At 74.0% G+C, this 15,143-nt stretch carries 13 protein-coding genes; 7 read left to right on the forward strand and 6 right to left on the reverse strand.

Annotated elements, in window-relative coordinates:
- Positions 1 to 172 precede the first annotated feature (172 nt).
- The 3 genes from nrdR to ACI79A_RS07805 all read left to right on the forward strand — a co-directional run bounded on the left by nrdR (position 173) and on the right by ACI79A_RS07805 (position 5,043).
- The gene (gene nrdR, locus ACI79A_RS07795) at positions 173 to 682 is read left to right on the forward strand and encodes a transcriptional regulator NrdR (RefSeq protein WP_457081690.1); all 510 of its coding nucleotides are present in this window, start codon (positions 173 to 175) and stop codon (positions 680 to 682) included.
- Between the two features lie 161 nt (positions 683 to 843).
- A complete protein-coding gene (locus ACI79A_RS07800) occupies positions 844 to 3,744 on the forward strand; it encodes a vitamin B12-dependent ribonucleotide reductase (protein ID WP_457081692.1) in 2,901 nt (966 codons plus the stop codon).
- A gap of 402 nt (positions 3,745 to 4,146) precedes the next feature.
- Positions 4,147 to 5,043 (forward strand): DUF881 domain-containing protein, encoded by an 897-nt coding sequence (locus ACI79A_RS07805; protein ID WP_457081694.1) that lies wholly within the window; start codon positions 4,147 to 4,149, stop codon positions 5,041 to 5,043.
- 4 nt (positions 5,044 to 5,047) lie between these two features.
- On the opposite strand, the gene ACI79A_RS07810 is transcribed toward ACI79A_RS07805, so the two are convergent.
- From ACI79A_RS07810 to ACI79A_RS07820, 3 genes are all read right to left on the reverse strand, one after another.
- Positions 5,048 to 5,986, reverse strand: a complete 939-nt coding sequence (locus ACI79A_RS07810; protein WP_457081696.1) for a S1C family serine protease — start codon at positions 5,984 to 5,986, stop codon at positions 5,048 to 5,050.
- A gap of 92 nt (positions 5,987 to 6,078) precedes the next feature.
- Positions 6,079 to 6,957 carry a YihY/virulence factor BrkB family protein gene (locus tag ACI79A_RS07815; RefSeq protein ID WP_457081698.1) on the reverse strand — a complete coding sequence of 293 codons (879 nt, stop codon included), beginning with the start codon at positions 6,955 to 6,957 and terminating at the stop codon, positions 6,079 to 6,081.
- Positions 6,954 to 7,565 (reverse strand): CAP domain-containing protein, encoded by a 612-nt coding sequence (locus tag ACI79A_RS07820; RefSeq protein ID WP_457081700.1) that lies wholly within the window; start codon positions 7,563 to 7,565, stop codon positions 6,954 to 6,956. Before ACI79A_RS07820 ends, ACI79A_RS07815 begins: the two co-directional genes overlap by 4 nt.
- Positions 7,566 to 7,828: 263 nt before the next feature.
- Between ACI79A_RS07820 and ACI79A_RS07825 the strand changes: the two genes are divergently transcribed.
- Together ACI79A_RS07825 and ACI79A_RS07830 are read left to right on the forward strand one after the other, a co-directional pair.
- Entirely contained in the window at positions 7,829 to 8,650 is an 822-nt protein-coding gene (locus ACI79A_RS07825; RefSeq protein ID WP_457081702.1) for an SDR family oxidoreductase, read from the forward strand.
- A gap of 18 nt (positions 8,651 to 8,668) precedes the next feature.
- Positions 8,669 to 9,595 (forward strand): hypothetical protein, encoded by a 927-nt coding sequence (locus ACI79A_RS07830; protein ID WP_457081704.1) that lies wholly within the window; start codon positions 8,669 to 8,671, stop codon positions 9,593 to 9,595.
- Positions 9,596 to 9,607: 12 nt separating this feature from the next.
- Here ACI79A_RS07830 and ACI79A_RS07835 read toward each other — a convergent pair whose 3' ends face one another.
- Complete coding sequence (locus ACI79A_RS07835) at positions 9,608 to 10,567, reverse strand: diguanylate cyclase (RefSeq protein WP_457081706.1); 960 nt, start codon at positions 10,565 to 10,567, stop codon at positions 9,608 to 9,610.
- Positions 10,568 to 10,771: 204 nt separating this feature from the next.
- Here ACI79A_RS07835 and ACI79A_RS07840 point away from each other — a divergent pair, with 204 nt between their 5' ends.
- On the forward strand, positions 10,772 to 12,232 hold the full coding sequence (locus tag ACI79A_RS07840; protein WP_457081708.1) for a benzaldehyde dehydrogenase: 1,461 nt from the start codon (positions 10,772 to 10,774) through the stop codon (positions 12,230 to 12,232).
- A gap of 97 nt (positions 12,233 to 12,329) precedes the next feature.
- Here the strand turns inward: ACI79A_RS07840 and ACI79A_RS07845 are convergent, their stop codons facing one another.
- Complete coding sequence (locus ACI79A_RS07845; RefSeq protein ID WP_457081711.1) at positions 12,330 to 13,733, reverse strand: NAD(P)/FAD-dependent oxidoreductase; 1,404 nt, start codon at positions 13,731 to 13,733, stop codon at positions 12,330 to 12,332.
- 108 nt (positions 13,734 to 13,841) lie between these two features.
- Between ACI79A_RS07845 and ACI79A_RS07850 the strand changes: the two genes are divergently transcribed.
- Positions 13,842 to 14,516 carry an alpha/beta fold hydrolase gene (locus ACI79A_RS07850; protein WP_457081713.1) on the forward strand — a complete coding sequence of 225 codons (675 nt, stop codon included), beginning with the start codon at positions 13,842 to 13,844 and terminating at the stop codon, positions 14,514 to 14,516.
- On the opposite strand, the gene ACI79A_RS07855 is transcribed toward ACI79A_RS07850, so the two are convergent.
- A complete protein-coding gene (locus ACI79A_RS07855; RefSeq protein ID WP_457081715.1) occupies positions 14,513 to 15,115 on the reverse strand; it encodes a hypothetical protein in 603 nt (200 codons plus the stop codon). The genes ACI79A_RS07850 and ACI79A_RS07855 overlap by 4 nt on opposite strands.
- Positions 15,116 to 15,143: the final 28 nt, after the last annotated feature.

A 15,143-nucleotide genomic window follows, 5' to 3' on the forward strand; every position in this document is an offset into this window, starting at 1 on the left:
CTAGTGCTTACACGGATGTAAGTCGTCCACAGCCGCTCCACACGTTCTCCCCGGGCCATCCACCGGATGTCCCCGGAGCAGTCCACAGGAGCGGTCCACGGGCCGGTGTCCCACGGTGTCACAGCACCGCGGTGATCCCGGTCGCGACACCTCGGGAGGAGGTGGACCGGCAGTGCGTTGCCCCTTCTGCCACAACCCCGACAGTCGCGTCATCGACTCGCGCGAGACCGACGAGGGCGCGACCACCCGGCGGCGGCGTTCGTGCCCCGGCTGCGGGCGGCGGTTCACCACCGTCGAGGAGGCGGTCCTCGCCGTCGTGAAGCGCAGCGGCGTGAGCGAGCCGTTCACCCGCGCGAAGGTGGTCGCCGGTGTCCGCCGCGCCTGCCAGGGCCGTCCGGTCGACGAGCACCAGCTCGCGCTGCTGGCCCAGCAGGTCGAGGACGCCGTCCGCGCCACCGGGTGTGCCGAGATCCCCAGCCACGAGGTCGGTCTGGCGATCCTGGGCCCGCTGCGCGACCTGGACGAGGTCGCCTACCTCCGCTTCGCCAGCGTCTACCGGAGCTTCAGCTCCGCTGCGGACTTCGAGAAGGAGATCGCCGAGCTGCGGGCCGCCGTGCGCGCCCGAGCCGGTGGGGCACCTGCCACCGAGGACGGGCCGCCAGGCGCGGCCGCCGGGTCCTGAGGGCGCCGCCCCGAACTGTCACACCCCCCGACTACACAGGTCTCGACGAGGAGACCGCACCGCACCACCCGGCTCCGGCACCCGCCGGCTTCCCCAGCCGCTCCGCCCGCACCGCCGCTCAGCTCGACGCCAGAGCACGAACACCAGGGAGCCCTCGCACGATGACCGAGACAGCCGACCGCCTCGCCACCACCCGGACCCGTCGCAGCCCGAAGGCGCCCACCCGGGGCAAGGGCCTGAAGGTCAAGCGCGTCTTCACCACTGCCGGTGTGCACCCCTACGACGAGGTGGTCTGGGAGCGCCGCGACGTCGTCATGACCAACTGGCGGGACGGCTCGATCAACTTCGAGCAGCGCGGCGTCGAGTTCCCGGCCGAGTGGAGCATCAACGCCACCAACATCGTCACCACCAAGTACTTCCGTGGCGCGGTCGGCAGCCCCCAGCGCGAGACGAGCCTCCGCCAGCTGATCGACCGCGTCGTGCTCACCTACGGTGCAGCCGGCCGCGAGCACGACTACTTCGCCTCCGAGGGCGACGCCGAGATCTTCGAGCACGAGCTCACCTGGATGCTGCTGCACCAGGTCTTCAGCTTCAACTCGCCCGTCTGGTTCAACGTCGGCACCGCCTCGCCGCAGCAGGTCAGCGCCTGCTTCATCCTCGCGGTCGACGACACGATGGACTCGATCCTGAACTGGTACCGCGAGGAGGGCCTGATCTTCAAGGGCGGCTCCGGTGCCGGCCTGAACCTCTCCCGGATCCGCTCCTCCAAGGAGCTGCTCTCCTCCGGTGGCACCGCCTCCGGCCCGGTCTCCTTCATGCGCGGTGCCGACGCCTCGGCGGGCACCATCAAGTCCGGTGGCGCCACCCGCCGCGCGGCGAAGATGGTCGTCCTCGACATCGACCACCCCGACATCGAGGAGTTCATCGAGACCAAGGCGCGCGAGGAGGACAAGATCCGCGCGCTGCGCGACGCCGGGTACGACATGGACCTCGGCGGCAAGGACATCACCAGCGTCCAGTACCAGAACGCCAACAACTCGGTCCGGGTCAACGACGAGTTCATGCGCGCGGTCGAGGAGGGCACCGAATTCGGCCTGCGGGCCCGCTCCGACGGCTCGGTGATCGAGACCGTCGACGCCCGCGAGCTGTTCGGCAAGGTCACCCAGGCGGCCTGGGAGTGCGCCGACCCGGGCATCCAGTACGACGACACGATCAACGACTGGCACACCAACCCGGAGACCGGGCGGATCAACGCGTCCAACCCCTGCTCGGAGTACATGAGCCTGGACAACAGCTCGTGCAACCTGGCGTCGCTGAACCTCATGAAGTTCCTCAAGGACGACGGCACGTTCGACTCGAAGAACTTCGTCAAGGCCGTCGAGCTGATCATCACCGCGATGGACATCTCGATCTGCTTCGCCGACTTCCCGACCGACCCGATCGGGGAGACCACCCGGGCCTACCGGCAGCTGGGCATCGGCTACGCCAACCTGGGCGCGATGCTGATGGCCACCGGCCACGCCTACGACTCCCGGGGCGGGCAGACCCTGGCCGCGGCCATCACCTCGCTCATGACCGGCACCGCCTACCGCCGCTCGGCGGAGCTGGCCGGTGTCGTCGGCGCCTACGACGGCTTCGCCCGCAACGCCGACGCCCACGCCCGGGTCATGCGCAAGCACGCCGCGGCGAACGACGCGATCCGCCCGGTCGGTGCCGACGACGCCGACGTGCTCAAGGTCGCCACCCAGCAGTGGCAGGACTGCCTGGCCATCGGTGCCGAGAACGGCTGGCGCAACGCGCAGGCCTCGGTGCTGGCGCCCACCGGCACCATCGGCTTCATGATGGACTGCGACACGACCGGCATCGAGCCGGACTTCTCGCTGGTCAAGTTCAAGAAGCTGGTCGGCGGCGGCTCCATGCAGATCGTCAACCAGACGGTGCCGCGGGCGCTGAAGAGCCTGGGCTACCAGGAGGAGCAGGTCGAGGCGATCGTCGAGTACATCGCCGAGCACGGCCACGTCGTCGACGCCCCGAGCCTGCGCCCGGAGCACTACGAGGTCTTCGACTGCGCCATGGGCGAGCGCGCCATCTCCCCGATGGGGCACGTCCGGATGATGGCCGCGGTCCAGCCGTTCATCTCCGGCGCGATCAGCAAGACGGTCAACATGCCGGAGTCGGCGACCGTCGAGGACGTCGCGGACATCTACTTCCAGGGCTGGAAGATGGGCATCAAGGCGCTGGCCATCTACCGCGACAACTGCAAGGTCGGCCAGCCGCTGTCCGGTGGCAAGGGCAAGAACGACGGCACCAAGGCCGAGGCCGCGGTCGAGGAGACGGCGCCCACCGCCACCGCCGCGCTGGCGCACCCGGTGCGCAAGCGGCTGCCCAAGAAGCGGACCAGCATGACGACGTCGTTCAGCGTCGCCGGCGCCGAGGGCTACATGACCGCCGGCATGTACGAGGACGGCAGCCTCGGTGAGGTCTTCCTGAAGCTCGGCAAGCAGGGCTCGACCCTGGCCGGGGTGATGGATGCCTTCTCGATCGGCATCTCGATCGCGCTGCAGCACGGTGTGCCGCTGGAGACCTACATCCAGAAGTTCACCAACATGCGCTTCGAGCCGGCCGGCATGACCGACGACCCGGACATCCGCATCGCCCAGTCGGTGATGGACTACATCTTCCGTCGCCTGGCGCTGGACCACCTGCCGGTGGACAAGCGGGCGAACCTCGGCATCTTCAGCGCCGAGGAGCGGGCCGCTCAGGTCGCCGGCTACGACACCTCCGCCGCCACCCCGCAGGTGACCGAGGAGGACGAGGTCGACGTCGAGGCGCTGCGCGGCTCGGTGCCCACCGAGGCCCCGGCGAAGGCCGAGACCGAGAAGGTCACCCAGGAGTCGCCGAAGGAGGCGATCAAGGAGGCGCACTCCTCGGCCGAGCTGCTGGAGCTGGTCACCGGCACCGCGACCGACGCGCCGCTGTGCATGACCTGCGGCACGAAGATGCGCCCCGCCGGCAGCTGCTACGTCTGCGAGGGCTGCGGCTCCACCAGCGGCTGCAGCTGATGCGACCGGCCGCGGAGCGTCCTGGTCACTGACCGACCGACGCTCCGCGGCCGCAGCGCCACCGTCCACTGACCCGGTCCCTGCGGGGACCGGGTCAGTGTGCGTCTCCGGCCGCTGCTGCGGGGGTGACCCGCAGCTTCGCGGCGTCCGTGGTGGCGTCGCGGTAGCTGGTGGAAGGGGCGGGGCGCAAGGACGTGCGCGCCTCGGGCCGAGCGGCCCAGGTCAGCGGGGAGCGACCGCGAGGGTGTGCCCACGGACCCGCCGGCCCGAGAGTCGCTCGCCGGCGAGCCGGCGCGGAGTCAGCTGCCCAGCCACTCCGGCAGGCCATCACCTCCGGGCCGGGACCAGCGTTCCCTCGCGCCACCGTCGACACGAGCCGCCGGCCGCCTACGCTGGCTGTCGATGAGCGCCGGCGAGCGGAGCGGACCGTCCCACGACACCGGTCCCGAGCACACCGCGCCCGCCGAGGAGGCCGGCGCGGTTCGCGTCGACCCCACCCCCGACCGGCCCGCCTCCAGCGGACGGGCGCCCGACCAGCCGGGCTCCGACCAGGCAGCGTCTGACCAGGCAGCGTCTGACCAGGCGACGTCCGACCAGGCAGCGTCCAGCGGCGGCGCGAGGCCGGCGTCGGGCCGGCGGCGCCGACGGCTGGTGCTCTCGGCCGTCAGCGGGATCCTCGCGCTCGCGCTCGGGCTGGGCATGACGATCCAGATCCGGGTCAGCAACGCCGACGACCCGCTCAGCACGGCCACCGAGGAGGACCTGGTCACCATCCTCAACGACATCGACGCCAACGAGGACCTGCTGCGCCGGCAGCTCGCGGAGACCCGCCGCACGCTGGACGAGCTGACCGACGACCGGTCGGAGGCCGACGGCGCCCTCGAGCAGGCCCGGGAGCGGGCCCAGGCGATCGACGTCCTGACCGGCGCGGTCCCGGTCCGTGGCCCGGGCATCCGGCTGGCGATCGTCGACCCGGAGGAGGAGGTCGACGCGTCCCTGCTGCTGGAGGCGGTGCAGGAGCTCCGTGGCTCCGGTGCCGAGGCGATCCAGCTCAACGGCGTGCGGGTGGTGGTCTCGACGGCGCTGGTCGACACGGTCGGCGGCGTGCTGGTCGACGGCGAGCGGATCAGCAGCCCCTACGAGGTGCTGGCCATCGGCCCGGCCGAGGAGATGATCGGTGCGCTGAGCGTGCCCAGTGGGGTGCTCAGCGACGTCACGCGCGCCGATGCCACCGCCCGGATCGTCGAGCAGGAGGTCGTCGCCATCGACGCCCTGGCGAGCAGCCCGGTCGACGACTGAACGGTCAGCCGGTCAGCTCGGTCGGCACCGCGACGACGTCGACCATCGCCCCGCGGCGGACCACGGTCACCGGCAGCGGCCGGCCGATCGCCTCGGCGAACAACAGCCGTTGAAGGCTCTGCGCCGACGCCACGGGCGCCCGACCGGCCTCCAGCACCAGGTCGCCGGCCTTCAGCCCGGCCCTGTCGGCGGGGGAGCCGGCGATGACATCCAGCACCTGCAGCCCGCGGCGTCGCCCGGTGCGCGCGGCGAGATCGGCCGGCAGCGCCACGGGGCTGCTGACCACGCCGAGGTACGCGCGGCGCACCCGGCCGTCGCGCACGAGGGTGGTCACGATCCGCCGGCTGGTGTCGTTGACCGGCACGGCGAGCCCCAGGCCCCAGCCGGCGACGGCGGTGTTGATCCCGATCACCCGGCCGTGCGCGTCGGCCAGCGCGCCGCCGGAGTTGCCCGGGTTGAGCGCGGCGTCGGTCTGGATCACGTCCTCCACGACCCGCGCCGACCGGCCGTGCCGGGTCGGCAGGGAGCGGCCCAGCCCGCTCACCACCCCTGCGGTCACCGACCCCGCCAGGCCGAAGGGGTTGCCGACGGCCACCACCAGCTGGCCGACCTGCAGCTCCCCGGCGTCGCCGAGCTCGGCCGGCGGGGGAGTGCCACCCCGGGCGCGCACCACGGCCAGGTCGGACAGCGGATCCGCGCCGACCACCTCGACCGGCACCTCCGAGCCGTCGCTGAACACCGCCCGGCCGGCGGTCGCCCCGCCGACGACGTGGGCGTTGGTCAGCAGCAGGCCGTCGTCGCCGACGACGACGGCCGACCCGGCCCCGCCCCGTTCACCCGGCCCGCCGACCGCGAGCGCAGCGACGTGCGGCGTGAGCTCGGCGGCCACCGTGGTGACCACCCGCGAGTAGGCGTCCAGCGCCGCCTCGTCGACCCCGTCCATCCGAACCTCCGCTGATTACGCGGTTACGGGCACCAGTGAACGCCTGATCGGGCGCGAGTGGGCAACGCCCTGAGCGAACGACGGCGACGCGGTCAGTCGTGGCTGTTCTGGCGGCGCAGTGCCCGGCGCAGCATCACCCGGTAGCCGACCAGCAGCACCGCGTTGCCCAGCAGCAGCCAGAGCCCGAGCAGCACGGCGGTGGCGAGCCAGCTGCTGCCGTACCGCTGCGAGAAGTCGGCGAAGAACTCCAGGTAGACGAGGTAGCCGGCGGTGCCGACCGCCACCAGCCCGGAGGCGGTCAGCGCCCCGATCGCTAGGTCGGACCAGTGGGCGTCGCGGAGTCGGTAGAGCGCGAAGACCAACCCGATGACCGCGGTCAGCACGGCGAAGGCGCCGGCGCCGAGCAGCGCCGTCAGCCACCAGCCCGAGCCCAGCAGCCGGGGCACCAGGTACAGGGCGGCGAGCGCGCCGAACACCACGACGGGGAGCGCCGCGATGATCGCCAGCGCCAGCAGCCGGCCGCGCCAGCCCTGGATCCGCCGCTGGGACTCCGGCGCCACCCGACTGAACGCCCGCGCCAGCGCCGCTCCGTACGCGGTGGCCGGCCAGACGGCGCCGACGACGGCGAACACCCCGACCTGGCTGGCGATGTCGATCAGCTCGCGCAGCACGTCCCCGACCGGCAGCTGCTGGGGCGTCTGCCCGTCGACCTCGCTGCCCAGTCCCTGCAACGTCTCGTCGGAGACGAACACCCCGGCGACCCAGAACGCGATGAGCACCATCGGTGGCAGGGAGATCATCGCGTAGAAGGCCAGGCTGGCACTGACCGTGGACAGCTCCGGGCTGCGCAGCCAGCGGCCGAAGCGGACGACCGGCCGGGGAAGCCGCTCGCGGGCGCGGGCGGTGCGCCGACGTCCGCTGTCCAGCAGCCGGTGCAGGCGGTCGCGGGCCGAGGCGGTGGAACTGCTCATCCGCAGCTGGGTCCGTCGTCCTCCGGCCGGGCGATCGGCTCGGCCGGCGGGGTGGTCGAGGCTACGGCGGGGCGGTCGGCGCCGGTCGTCCGGCCGAACTCCTGGGTGGCCCACACGCCGCCGTCGGGAGCGCAGAAGACGCCCACACCCAGCCGGTCCCACCCCGGGTTGAGCACGTTGACCCGGTGGTCGTCCGAGCGCATCCACCCGGTGTGGATCGTGCCGGCCGGCACCGGGCCGGTGGACTGGAAGATGTTCTCGCCGATCGAGACGAAGCCGGACAGCTCCTCGCGCTGGAGCACCTCCCTGATGTCCTGGTGCTCGAGGGTGTCGTTGTCGGCCATCTCCTCGCTCCAGTTCCGGGCCACGTCGGCCAGGGCGTCGTTCCACGTCACCGGCTCCAGCCCGCGCTCCGCGCGCTCGGCGTTCACCCGGTCGAAGATCTCGCGGGCCATCCGCTGCTCCGCGGGAGCCGAGGTGTCGTCGGCCGGGGCGGACTCCGGCGACGGGGCGGAGCCGGTGGCGCCCGGGCGGGTGTCGACGGCGACGCAGCCACTGGCGCCGACCAGCACCGCCAGGGCGATGAGCAGGGGGCGGGCGACCTTCATGCGCGCCGCCTACCCCGCGGCCGGCCGGAGCACCCGCCGCCGGCCGGAGAGGTCACGAGACCGACATGGTCGGCACGACCCGGTCAGCTGCGCTGCCGGGTGGCCAGCGTGTTCCGCAGGGCGGTGGCCCGGGCGGCGCCGGGCACGGTCACCACGGAGCGCCGCCCGTTCCCGCGGACCACCTCCCGAGCCTCACCGGCGCGCAGCGCGACCTCGTCGCGCCGGTCTGCTTCCTGCGGGTGGTCGGCGGGTAGCGGGCGGGCATGACCGAGAGCCAGCAGTCGACCAGTCAGCAGCGCATCGCCGTCGTCACCGGGGCGGAGTCGGGCATCGGCCGGGCGGTCGCCGTCGCCCTCGCCGAGTCCGGCCACGACGTCGGGATCACCTGGTACCGGGACGAGGCGGCGGGGGAGGAGACCGCCGAGCAGGTGCGCCGCACCGGCCGGCGGGCCGAGGTGCGGCACCTGGACCTGACCCGGCTGCCCGGCGCAGCGGGCGTCGTCGACGAGCTGGCCGACGCCCTCGGCGGGCTCGACGTGCTGGTCAACGACGCCGGCACCGGCCACATGTCGACGATCCTGGACACCGACTACGACACCTGGCGCACCGTGCTCGCCACCGACCTGGACGGCGCGTTCCTCTGCCTGCAGCGGGCGGCCCGCCGGATGGTCGACGCCGGCCGCGGCGGCCGGATCGTCAACATCACCAGCGTGCACGAGCACCTCCCGCGGGTCGGCGCCGCCGCCTACTGCGCGGCCAAGGGCGGGTTGGGCCTGCTCACCAAGGTCGCGGCGCTCGAGCTCGGCGAGCACGGGATCACCGTCAACGCCGTCGCCCCGGGTGAGATCGCCACCCCGATGACCGGGCAGGAGGACGAGGACCCGACCGCGCCGGGCAAGCACCGCGGCGGCATCCCCGTCCCGCGGCCCGGCGACGCCCGGGAGGTCGCGGCCACCGTCGCCTTCCTCGCCTCGCCGGCGGCGGCCTACGTCACCGGTGCCTCGTGGGCGGTCGACGGCGGGATGATGCAGATGGGGCCGATGGCCGGCTCGCACCTGACCTCCGACGACTGGCGCCGCCCCTGACCCGGCAGGATCACGCCCGTGGAGCTCGCCGACGTCGCCGACGAGCTCTACGGCGTGCCGCCGGAGGAGTTCGTGGCTGCCCGCACCGCCGCCCGCGACCGGGCCCGCGCCGCCGGTGACCGGCAACTGGCCAAGGACGTCGCCGCGCTGCCCAAGCCGACCACCGCCGCCTGGGTCTGCAACCTGCTCGCCCGCCGCGCGCCCGACGAGGTCGGCCAGCTGGCCGAGCTGGGCGAGTTGCTGCGGTCGGCGCAGGAGAGCCTCGCCGGTGACCAGCTGCGCGAGCTCGGCCGCCAGCGGAACGAGGTGGTGGCCGCGCTGGCCCGGCAGGCGCGGGCTCTCGCGCACCGGGAGGGCCACGACGTCAGCACCGCCGTCGCCGAGCAGGTCGAGGCGACCCTGCGCGCGGCGATCGCCGACCCGGACGCCGGCGCCGCGCTGCGGGGCGGCCGGCTGACCGCGGCGCTGTCCTACACCGGCCTGGGCCCGGTCGACCTCTCCACCGCGATCGCCGCACCGGGGCGGCCGGCCCCGGCCCGGCCGCCGCGCGGCCCGCGGGTGCCTGCCCCCGCCGACCACGACCGGGACGCCCGGGAGCGGGCCCGCCGGGAGGGGGCCGAGCGCCGGCGCCGCGAACTGGTCCAGGCCGAGCGCGACGCCGAGGAGGCTGCGGCGGTCGCCCGGGACGCCGCCACGGCCGCGGACGACGCCGAACGGGAGCTGACCGAGGCCACCGAGCGCCACGAGCAGCTGCAGGCGCGGGTCGAGGAGCTCACCGCCGCTCTGCACCGCGCCGAGCAGGAGGCCGCCGCCGCGGGCCGCACCGTGCCCGACCGGGTGCGCCGCCGGGACGCGGCGGCCCGCCGGGCGGCCACCGCCGCGACCATCGCGGAACGGGCCCGCGACCGGGTGACCCAGCTGCGCGGGGACGACGGCGGGGGCTGACGCGGCGCGGGTTCAGCGGACGTCGGGCTCGGGTGTGCGGCGGGCGCGCTTCTCCAGGTACAGGGCGGCATCGGCCCGGTTCAGCAGCGCGGTGAGCGAGTCGCCGTCCTCCCGGGTCGCCGTCCCCGCCGACCAGTCCGCCACCGCGCAGGCCCGCAGGCGCTGGAGGATCTCCGCGGCGCCGGCCGGGTCGGTGTCGGGCAGGCACAGCACGAACTCGTCGCCGCCGTACCGGCCCAGCAGGTCCGACGTCCGCAGCCGGCCGGACCAGGCGTGCGCGAGCCGGCGCAGCAACGCATCCCCGGCGTCGTGACCGTCCCGGTCGTTGATCTCCTTGAAGCCGTCCAGGTCGAGCACCGCGAGCGTCAGCGGCGACCCGGTGCGGTGCGCCCGCGCCAGCGTGCGGGCGGCCTCGGCCTGCCAGGCGCGGCGGTTGGCCAGGCCGGTGAGCGGGTCGGTGGAGGCGATCGCCCGCAGCCGTCCGCTGAGCTGGGCCTGCGACTCGGTGAGCGCCAGGGCGGTGACCACCGCGATCAGCCACGGCACGGCGAACCCGACCGGAGCCGCCGCCACCGCACCCGCGGTCACCAGCGCCAGCGCGGTGAGCACGTGGGCGCGGGCCGCGCGCAGCGAGGTGAAGTGCGCCGCGTAGGACCCCAGCGCGATGACCATCGGCCCCAGGCCGACGATCCCGACGGCGGTCGCCGACCGCCAGGCCAGCAGCCCGGTGGCCGCGGCCAGAACGACGAGGGCGGCGTGCACCACCACGACGCCGACCCGGGCGGCGGCGATCCACAGCACCGACCCGAGCAGGACACCGGTGACGCCCAGCACCGCGTTCAGCGTCGTCGGCGCCCCGGGCGACAGCGGCCGGGCCGCCGCGGCCAGGCAGAACGCGCCGCCCACCAGGAACAGCGCGGCCAGCAGGACCACCCGGACGGGTCGCCCGCGCAGCACCGTTCCGCCGTCCATGACGGGGGACTGTCGACCACGGGGGCGGCCACGGCAAGGGGGCACGCTCGCCGCGTCACCCGGAGACGGGAGTCGTCCTACGGTGTGGACGGTCACCGGCCCGCCGCCCACCCGATCTTCCGCAGAACGGAAGGTCGCGGTGGACGGCGGTGGAGCCGGGTGGCAGAACCGTTCCGACTGCTCATCGACGAGACGAGGACTCCCATGGCACTGCTCGAGGACGGCGCGTGGCGCGGCAAGATCTGGACCGGGACGTGGACCGACGGCAGCGGGGGCACCTACACCGCGGTCGAGCCGGCCACCGGCGCGGAGCTCGGTGAGGTCGGCCAGGCCACGCCGGCCGACGTGGAGAAGGCCGGCGCCCGCGCGGCGCAGGCCCAGCGGGAGTGGGCGGCGCTGCCGTTCGAGCAGCGGGCCGCCGTGCTGCGCCGGGCCGGTGACCTGCTCACCGAGCACGCCGCGGAGATCAAGGAGTGGCTGGCCCGGGAGTCCGGCGCCATCCAGCCCTTCGGTGACTTCCAGGTGCACACCACCGCCCAGGAGTGCTACGAGGCCTCCGCCCTGCCCAGCCACCCCTACGGTGAGCTGCTGCGCACCGGGTCGCCCCGGTTGTCCTTCGCCCGTCGCGTGCCGGCCGGTGTGGTCGGGGTGATCGCGCCGTTCAACGTGCCGACGATCCTCGCCATCCGGGCCATCGCGCCGGCGCTGGCCCTGGGCAACGCGGTGCTCCTCAAGCCCGACCCGCGCACCGCCATCTGCGGCGGCGCCGTCTTCGCGCGGGTGTTCGAGGAGGCCGGCCTGCCCGCGGGGGTGTTCCAGGTGCTGCCCGGCGGGGCCGACGTCGGTCAGGCGCTGGTCACCGACCCGACCGTGCGGGTGATCGCCTTCACCGGCTCGACCAAGGCCGGGCGGGCAGTGGGGGCGCTGGCCGGTCAGCACCTCAAGCGCGCGCACCTGGAGCTCGGTGGCAACTCCGCGCTCATCGTGCTGCCCGACGTCGACGTGACCGCGGCCGCCTCGGTCGGCGCCTGGGGCACGTTCTCCCACTCCGGGCAGATCTGCATGGCGACCAGCCGGCACCTGGTGCACGAGTCGATCGCCGAGGAGTACACCCAGGTGCTCGCCGACAAGGTGAAGGACCTCCCGGTGGGCGACACCTTCCGCGAGCAGGTCGCGCTCGGCCCGCTGATCGACGCGACCCAGCGCGACCGGGTGCACGGGCTGGTCACCGCCAGCGTCGACAGCGGCGCCACGGTGCGCACCGGCGGTACCTACGAGGGCCTGTTCTACCGCCCGACCGTGCTCGGCGGCGTGCCGGTCGACTCCCCGGCGTACCAGGAGGAGATCTTCGGGCCGGTGGCGCCGGTGACGTCGTTCTCCTCGCTGGACGAGGTGGCGGCGCTGGCGGCGGGCACGGAGTACGGGCTGAGCCTGGGCATCCTGACCCGCGACGTCTACGCCGGCCTGCAGCTGGCCGAGCGGATCCCCTCCGGGCTGGTGCACATCAACGACCAGACCGTGAACGACGAGGCAGTGGCCCCCTTCGGCGGGGTAGGCGCCTCGGGCACCGGCTCCCGGCACGGGGGGCCGCAGGCCAACATCGAGGCGTTCACCGAGACCCAGTGGGTGACCCTGCGCGGCGACCTGCCGGCCTACCCCTTCTGAGCCCGGACACCGCGCCGGCCCGGCCCCGCAGCAGCGGGGACCGGGCCGGCGTCGGTCGGGCGGTGGTGCTCAGGCGATGGTGTTCAGGTGCGGCCCGTCAGGCGGAGTCGCGCCCGGCGATGTCGACCGGCTCACCCAGGTGGCGCTTGCCACCGGTCTTGGAAACCTCGAAGTCCGGACCGAGGTGCTCCAGCGCCAGCCGGCCGTAGACCTGCTGCTGGGTGCCCACCCGCTGGGAGCGGCCGCGGCCGAGGAAGCTGACCAGCCAGTGCACGACCGTGCTGAACCGGTTCTTGAAGCCCACCTGGTACATCAGGTGCACGACCAGCCACAGCACCCAGGCGGGGAAGCCACCGAACTTGAACTTCCAGGTGTCGGCGACCGCGTGGAACCGCGAGATGGTCGCCATGCTGCCCTTGTCGAAGTAGTGGAACTCCGGCTTCGTCGGCCGGCCGGCGACCCGCGCGGCGACGGCGTCGGCCGCGAACCGGCCACCCTGGATGGCGACCTGCGCCACGCCGGGCAGGCGGTTGAGCGAGATCATGTCGCCGACCACGTGCACCTCGGGATGCCCGGGCAGGGTCAGGTCCGGCTGCACCGAGATGCGGCCGGCCCGGTCGACCTCGGCTCCGGACTGCTCGCCGAGCAGCTTGCCCAGCGGGCTCGCCTGCACGCCGGCGGCCCAGATCTTGGTGGCCGCGTTGATCCGGCGCTCGTGCCCGTCGCCGTCCTTGACCACGATGCCGTCGGCGTCGACGTTGGTGACCATCGCGCCCAGCTGGACCTCGACGCCGATCTCGTTGAGCTGCTTGTGCGCCTTCTGGCTGAGCTTGTCGACGAAGGGGGGCAGCACCTTGGGCGCGGCGTCGAGCAGGATGACCCGCGCGCTGGTGGGGTCGATCCGGCGGAAGTCGTGCCGCAGGGTGCGGCGGGCGAGCTCGGCGATCTGGCCGGCCATCTCCACGCCGGTCGGGCCGGCGCCGACGACGACGAAAGTCAGCAGCCGGTCGATCTCGGCCGGGTCGGTGGCCAGCTCGGCCAGCTCGAAGGCGCCGAAGATCCGGCCGCGCAGCTCCAGGGCGTCGTCGATGCTCTTCATGCCGGGGGCGAACTCGGCGAACTGGTCGTTGCCGAAGTAGGACTGGCCGGCGCCGGCGGCGACGATGAGCTCGTCGTACGGGTGCACCGTGGTGCGGCCGAGCACCGTCGAGGTGACCGTCTTCGCCGTCAGGTCGATGTCGGTGACCTCACCGAGCACCACGCGGGCGTTGTCCTGCTTCTTCAGGATCTCCCGGGTGGGCGGGGCGATCTCGCCCTCGGAGAGGATGCCGGTGGCGACCTGGTAGAGCAGCGGCTGGAAGAGGTGGTGCGTGGTCTTCCCGATGAGCGTGACGTCGACGGGCGCCTTCTTCAGGCGCTGGGCGGCGAAGAGACCGCCGAACCCGGACCCGACGATGACGACGCGAGGTCGTTGTCCGGTGGACGGGGTTGCGGTGGTCACACTGCCTCCTGATGTCGTCATGATGACTCATCCTCCCACTGCGCTGCTGCTGCCGGTCGGCACCCCACGCCGGGGTGCCCCTGCCGGGGCATCCAAGGGCTCACCAGGATGAGCAGCGGAGGTGTCCCGGGTGTTCCGCGAGCCGGTGTGGTGTGGGTCCCGGGGCTGGGACTGGACCGTCGGTCCTCGGCGCGGGTGCGCGGCCGCATCGGCGGGGCCGTCGTGCACCTGCCCGGCCTGGGCCGGCGGGAAACGGTACCGCCTGCACCCGTGCTCACCGCGCAGCTCGCCGAGCAGCTGCCGGCGGGGCGCGTCGTCCTCGTCGGCCACTCGCAGAGCTGCGCCGTCGTCATCGCGGTCGCCGAGCAGGACCCGCGGGTGGCCGGGGTGCTGCTGCTGGGCCCGACGCCCGACCCGCGGACGCGGCGGCTGCGGGTGCTCGCCGCCCGGTGGGTGGGCACCGCCGTCCACGAGCCCTGGTGGCAGGTGCCGCTGCTGCTCCTCCAGTGGCTGACCACCGGGCCGGTCCGGATGACCGCCGTGTGGCGGGCGACGTCGGGGGAGCGGCTCGACGATCGGCTGCGCCGGGTGCCGGTGCCCGTCGTCGTCCTGCGGGGGGACGCCGACGCGCTGTGCCCGCACGACTGGGCGGAGCTGCTGGCCGGGGCCGCACCGCACGGCCGGCTGGTGGAGCTGCCGGGGGCGGCGCACATGACCCCGCACACCCACCCGGACGAGGTCGCCGGGGTGCTGGCCGACCTCGTCCGGGAGGTCTCCCGCTAGGCAGCGACGGCGTCGCGCGCCCGGGCGCTCACGGCACCGGCGGTCGCGGCGGCCCGCGCCAGGGCCCGGTTCTCCGCCGCCGCCAGCCGCGCGCCCTTCCGGCCGGCCTTCCGGCTGCCCTTGTGCGCTGCCTTGCCGGTGGCGCGGCGGGCGGTGCGCCGGGTGGCTGCCCGCTCGGACCGGCCGGTGAACGCCTGGGTCAGCAGGCCGAGGCCGATGCCGAGCATCCACACGTCCTTGGCGATCGTCAGCCCGTCCTGCGTGGGGGCGACGCTGCGGCCGGGCTTGGTCATGCCGGGGGTGCGCAGGTACAGCCCGACCAGGCCACCGGAGAAGCCGGTCAGCGCGGCACCCGCGACGGCGGTCGGGACGAACGGGGTGAGCAGCGCGGCCCCGAGGACGATCTCGGTGGTGGACAGCGCCTTGGCGAACGTGGCGGGCTGCACGTTCTTGAGGAAGGGGTAGGCGCCGGCGGCGAAGCCCTGCAGCCCGGCCGCGGTGCCGCCGTCGACGCTGCGCTTGCCCAGGCCGGAGTTGAGGATGAACGCCCCGGTCGCGATGCGGGGTGCGATCTCGGCGGGGGTGATGGGCAGGCGCATGGGGACCTCACTGGCGACGGGGATGCTG

The organism is Modestobacter sp. SYSU DS0657, assembly GCF_054050925.1.

Excerpts from the sequence above, each read along its gene's own strand:
- ACI79A_RS07815 (WP_457081698.1), bottom strand. The coding sequence starts at position 6,957 with ATGAGCAGTTCCACCGCCTCGGCCCGCGACCGCCTGCACCGGCTGCTG.
- ACI79A_RS07840 (WP_457081708.1), top strand. The coding sequence starts at position 10,772 with ATGGCACTGCTCGAGGACGGCGCGTGGCGCGGCAAGATCTGGACCGGG.
- ACI79A_RS07820 (WP_457081700.1), bottom strand. The coding sequence starts at position 7,565 with ATGAAGGTCGCCCGCCCCCTGCTCATCGCCCTGGCGGTGCTGGTCGGC.
- ACI79A_RS07855 (WP_457081715.1), bottom strand. The coding sequence starts at position 15,115 with ATGCGCCTGCCCATCACCCCCGCCGAGATCGCACCCCGCATCGCGACC.
- ACI79A_RS07825 (WP_457081702.1), top strand. The coding sequence starts at position 7,829 with ATGACCGAGAGCCAGCAGTCGACCAGTCAGCAGCGCATCGCCGTCGTC.
- ACI79A_RS07810 (WP_457081696.1), bottom strand. The coding sequence starts at position 5,986 with ATGGACGGGGTCGACGAGGCGGCGCTGGACGCCTACTCGCGGGTGGTC.
- ACI79A_RS07850 (WP_457081713.1), top strand. The coding sequence starts at position 13,842 with ATGAGCAGCGGAGGTGTCCCGGGTGTTCCGCGAGCCGGTGTGGTGTGG.
- ACI79A_RS07800 (WP_457081692.1), top strand. The coding sequence starts at position 844 with ATGACCGAGACAGCCGACCGCCTCGCCACCACCCGGACCCGTCGCAGC.
- ACI79A_RS07805 (WP_457081694.1), top strand. The coding sequence starts at position 4,147 with ATGAGCGCCGGCGAGCGGAGCGGACCGTCCCACGACACCGGTCCCGAG.
- ACI79A_RS07835 (WP_457081706.1), bottom strand. The coding sequence starts at position 10,567 with ATGGACGGCGGAACGGTGCTGCGCGGGCGACCCGTCCGGGTGGTCCTG.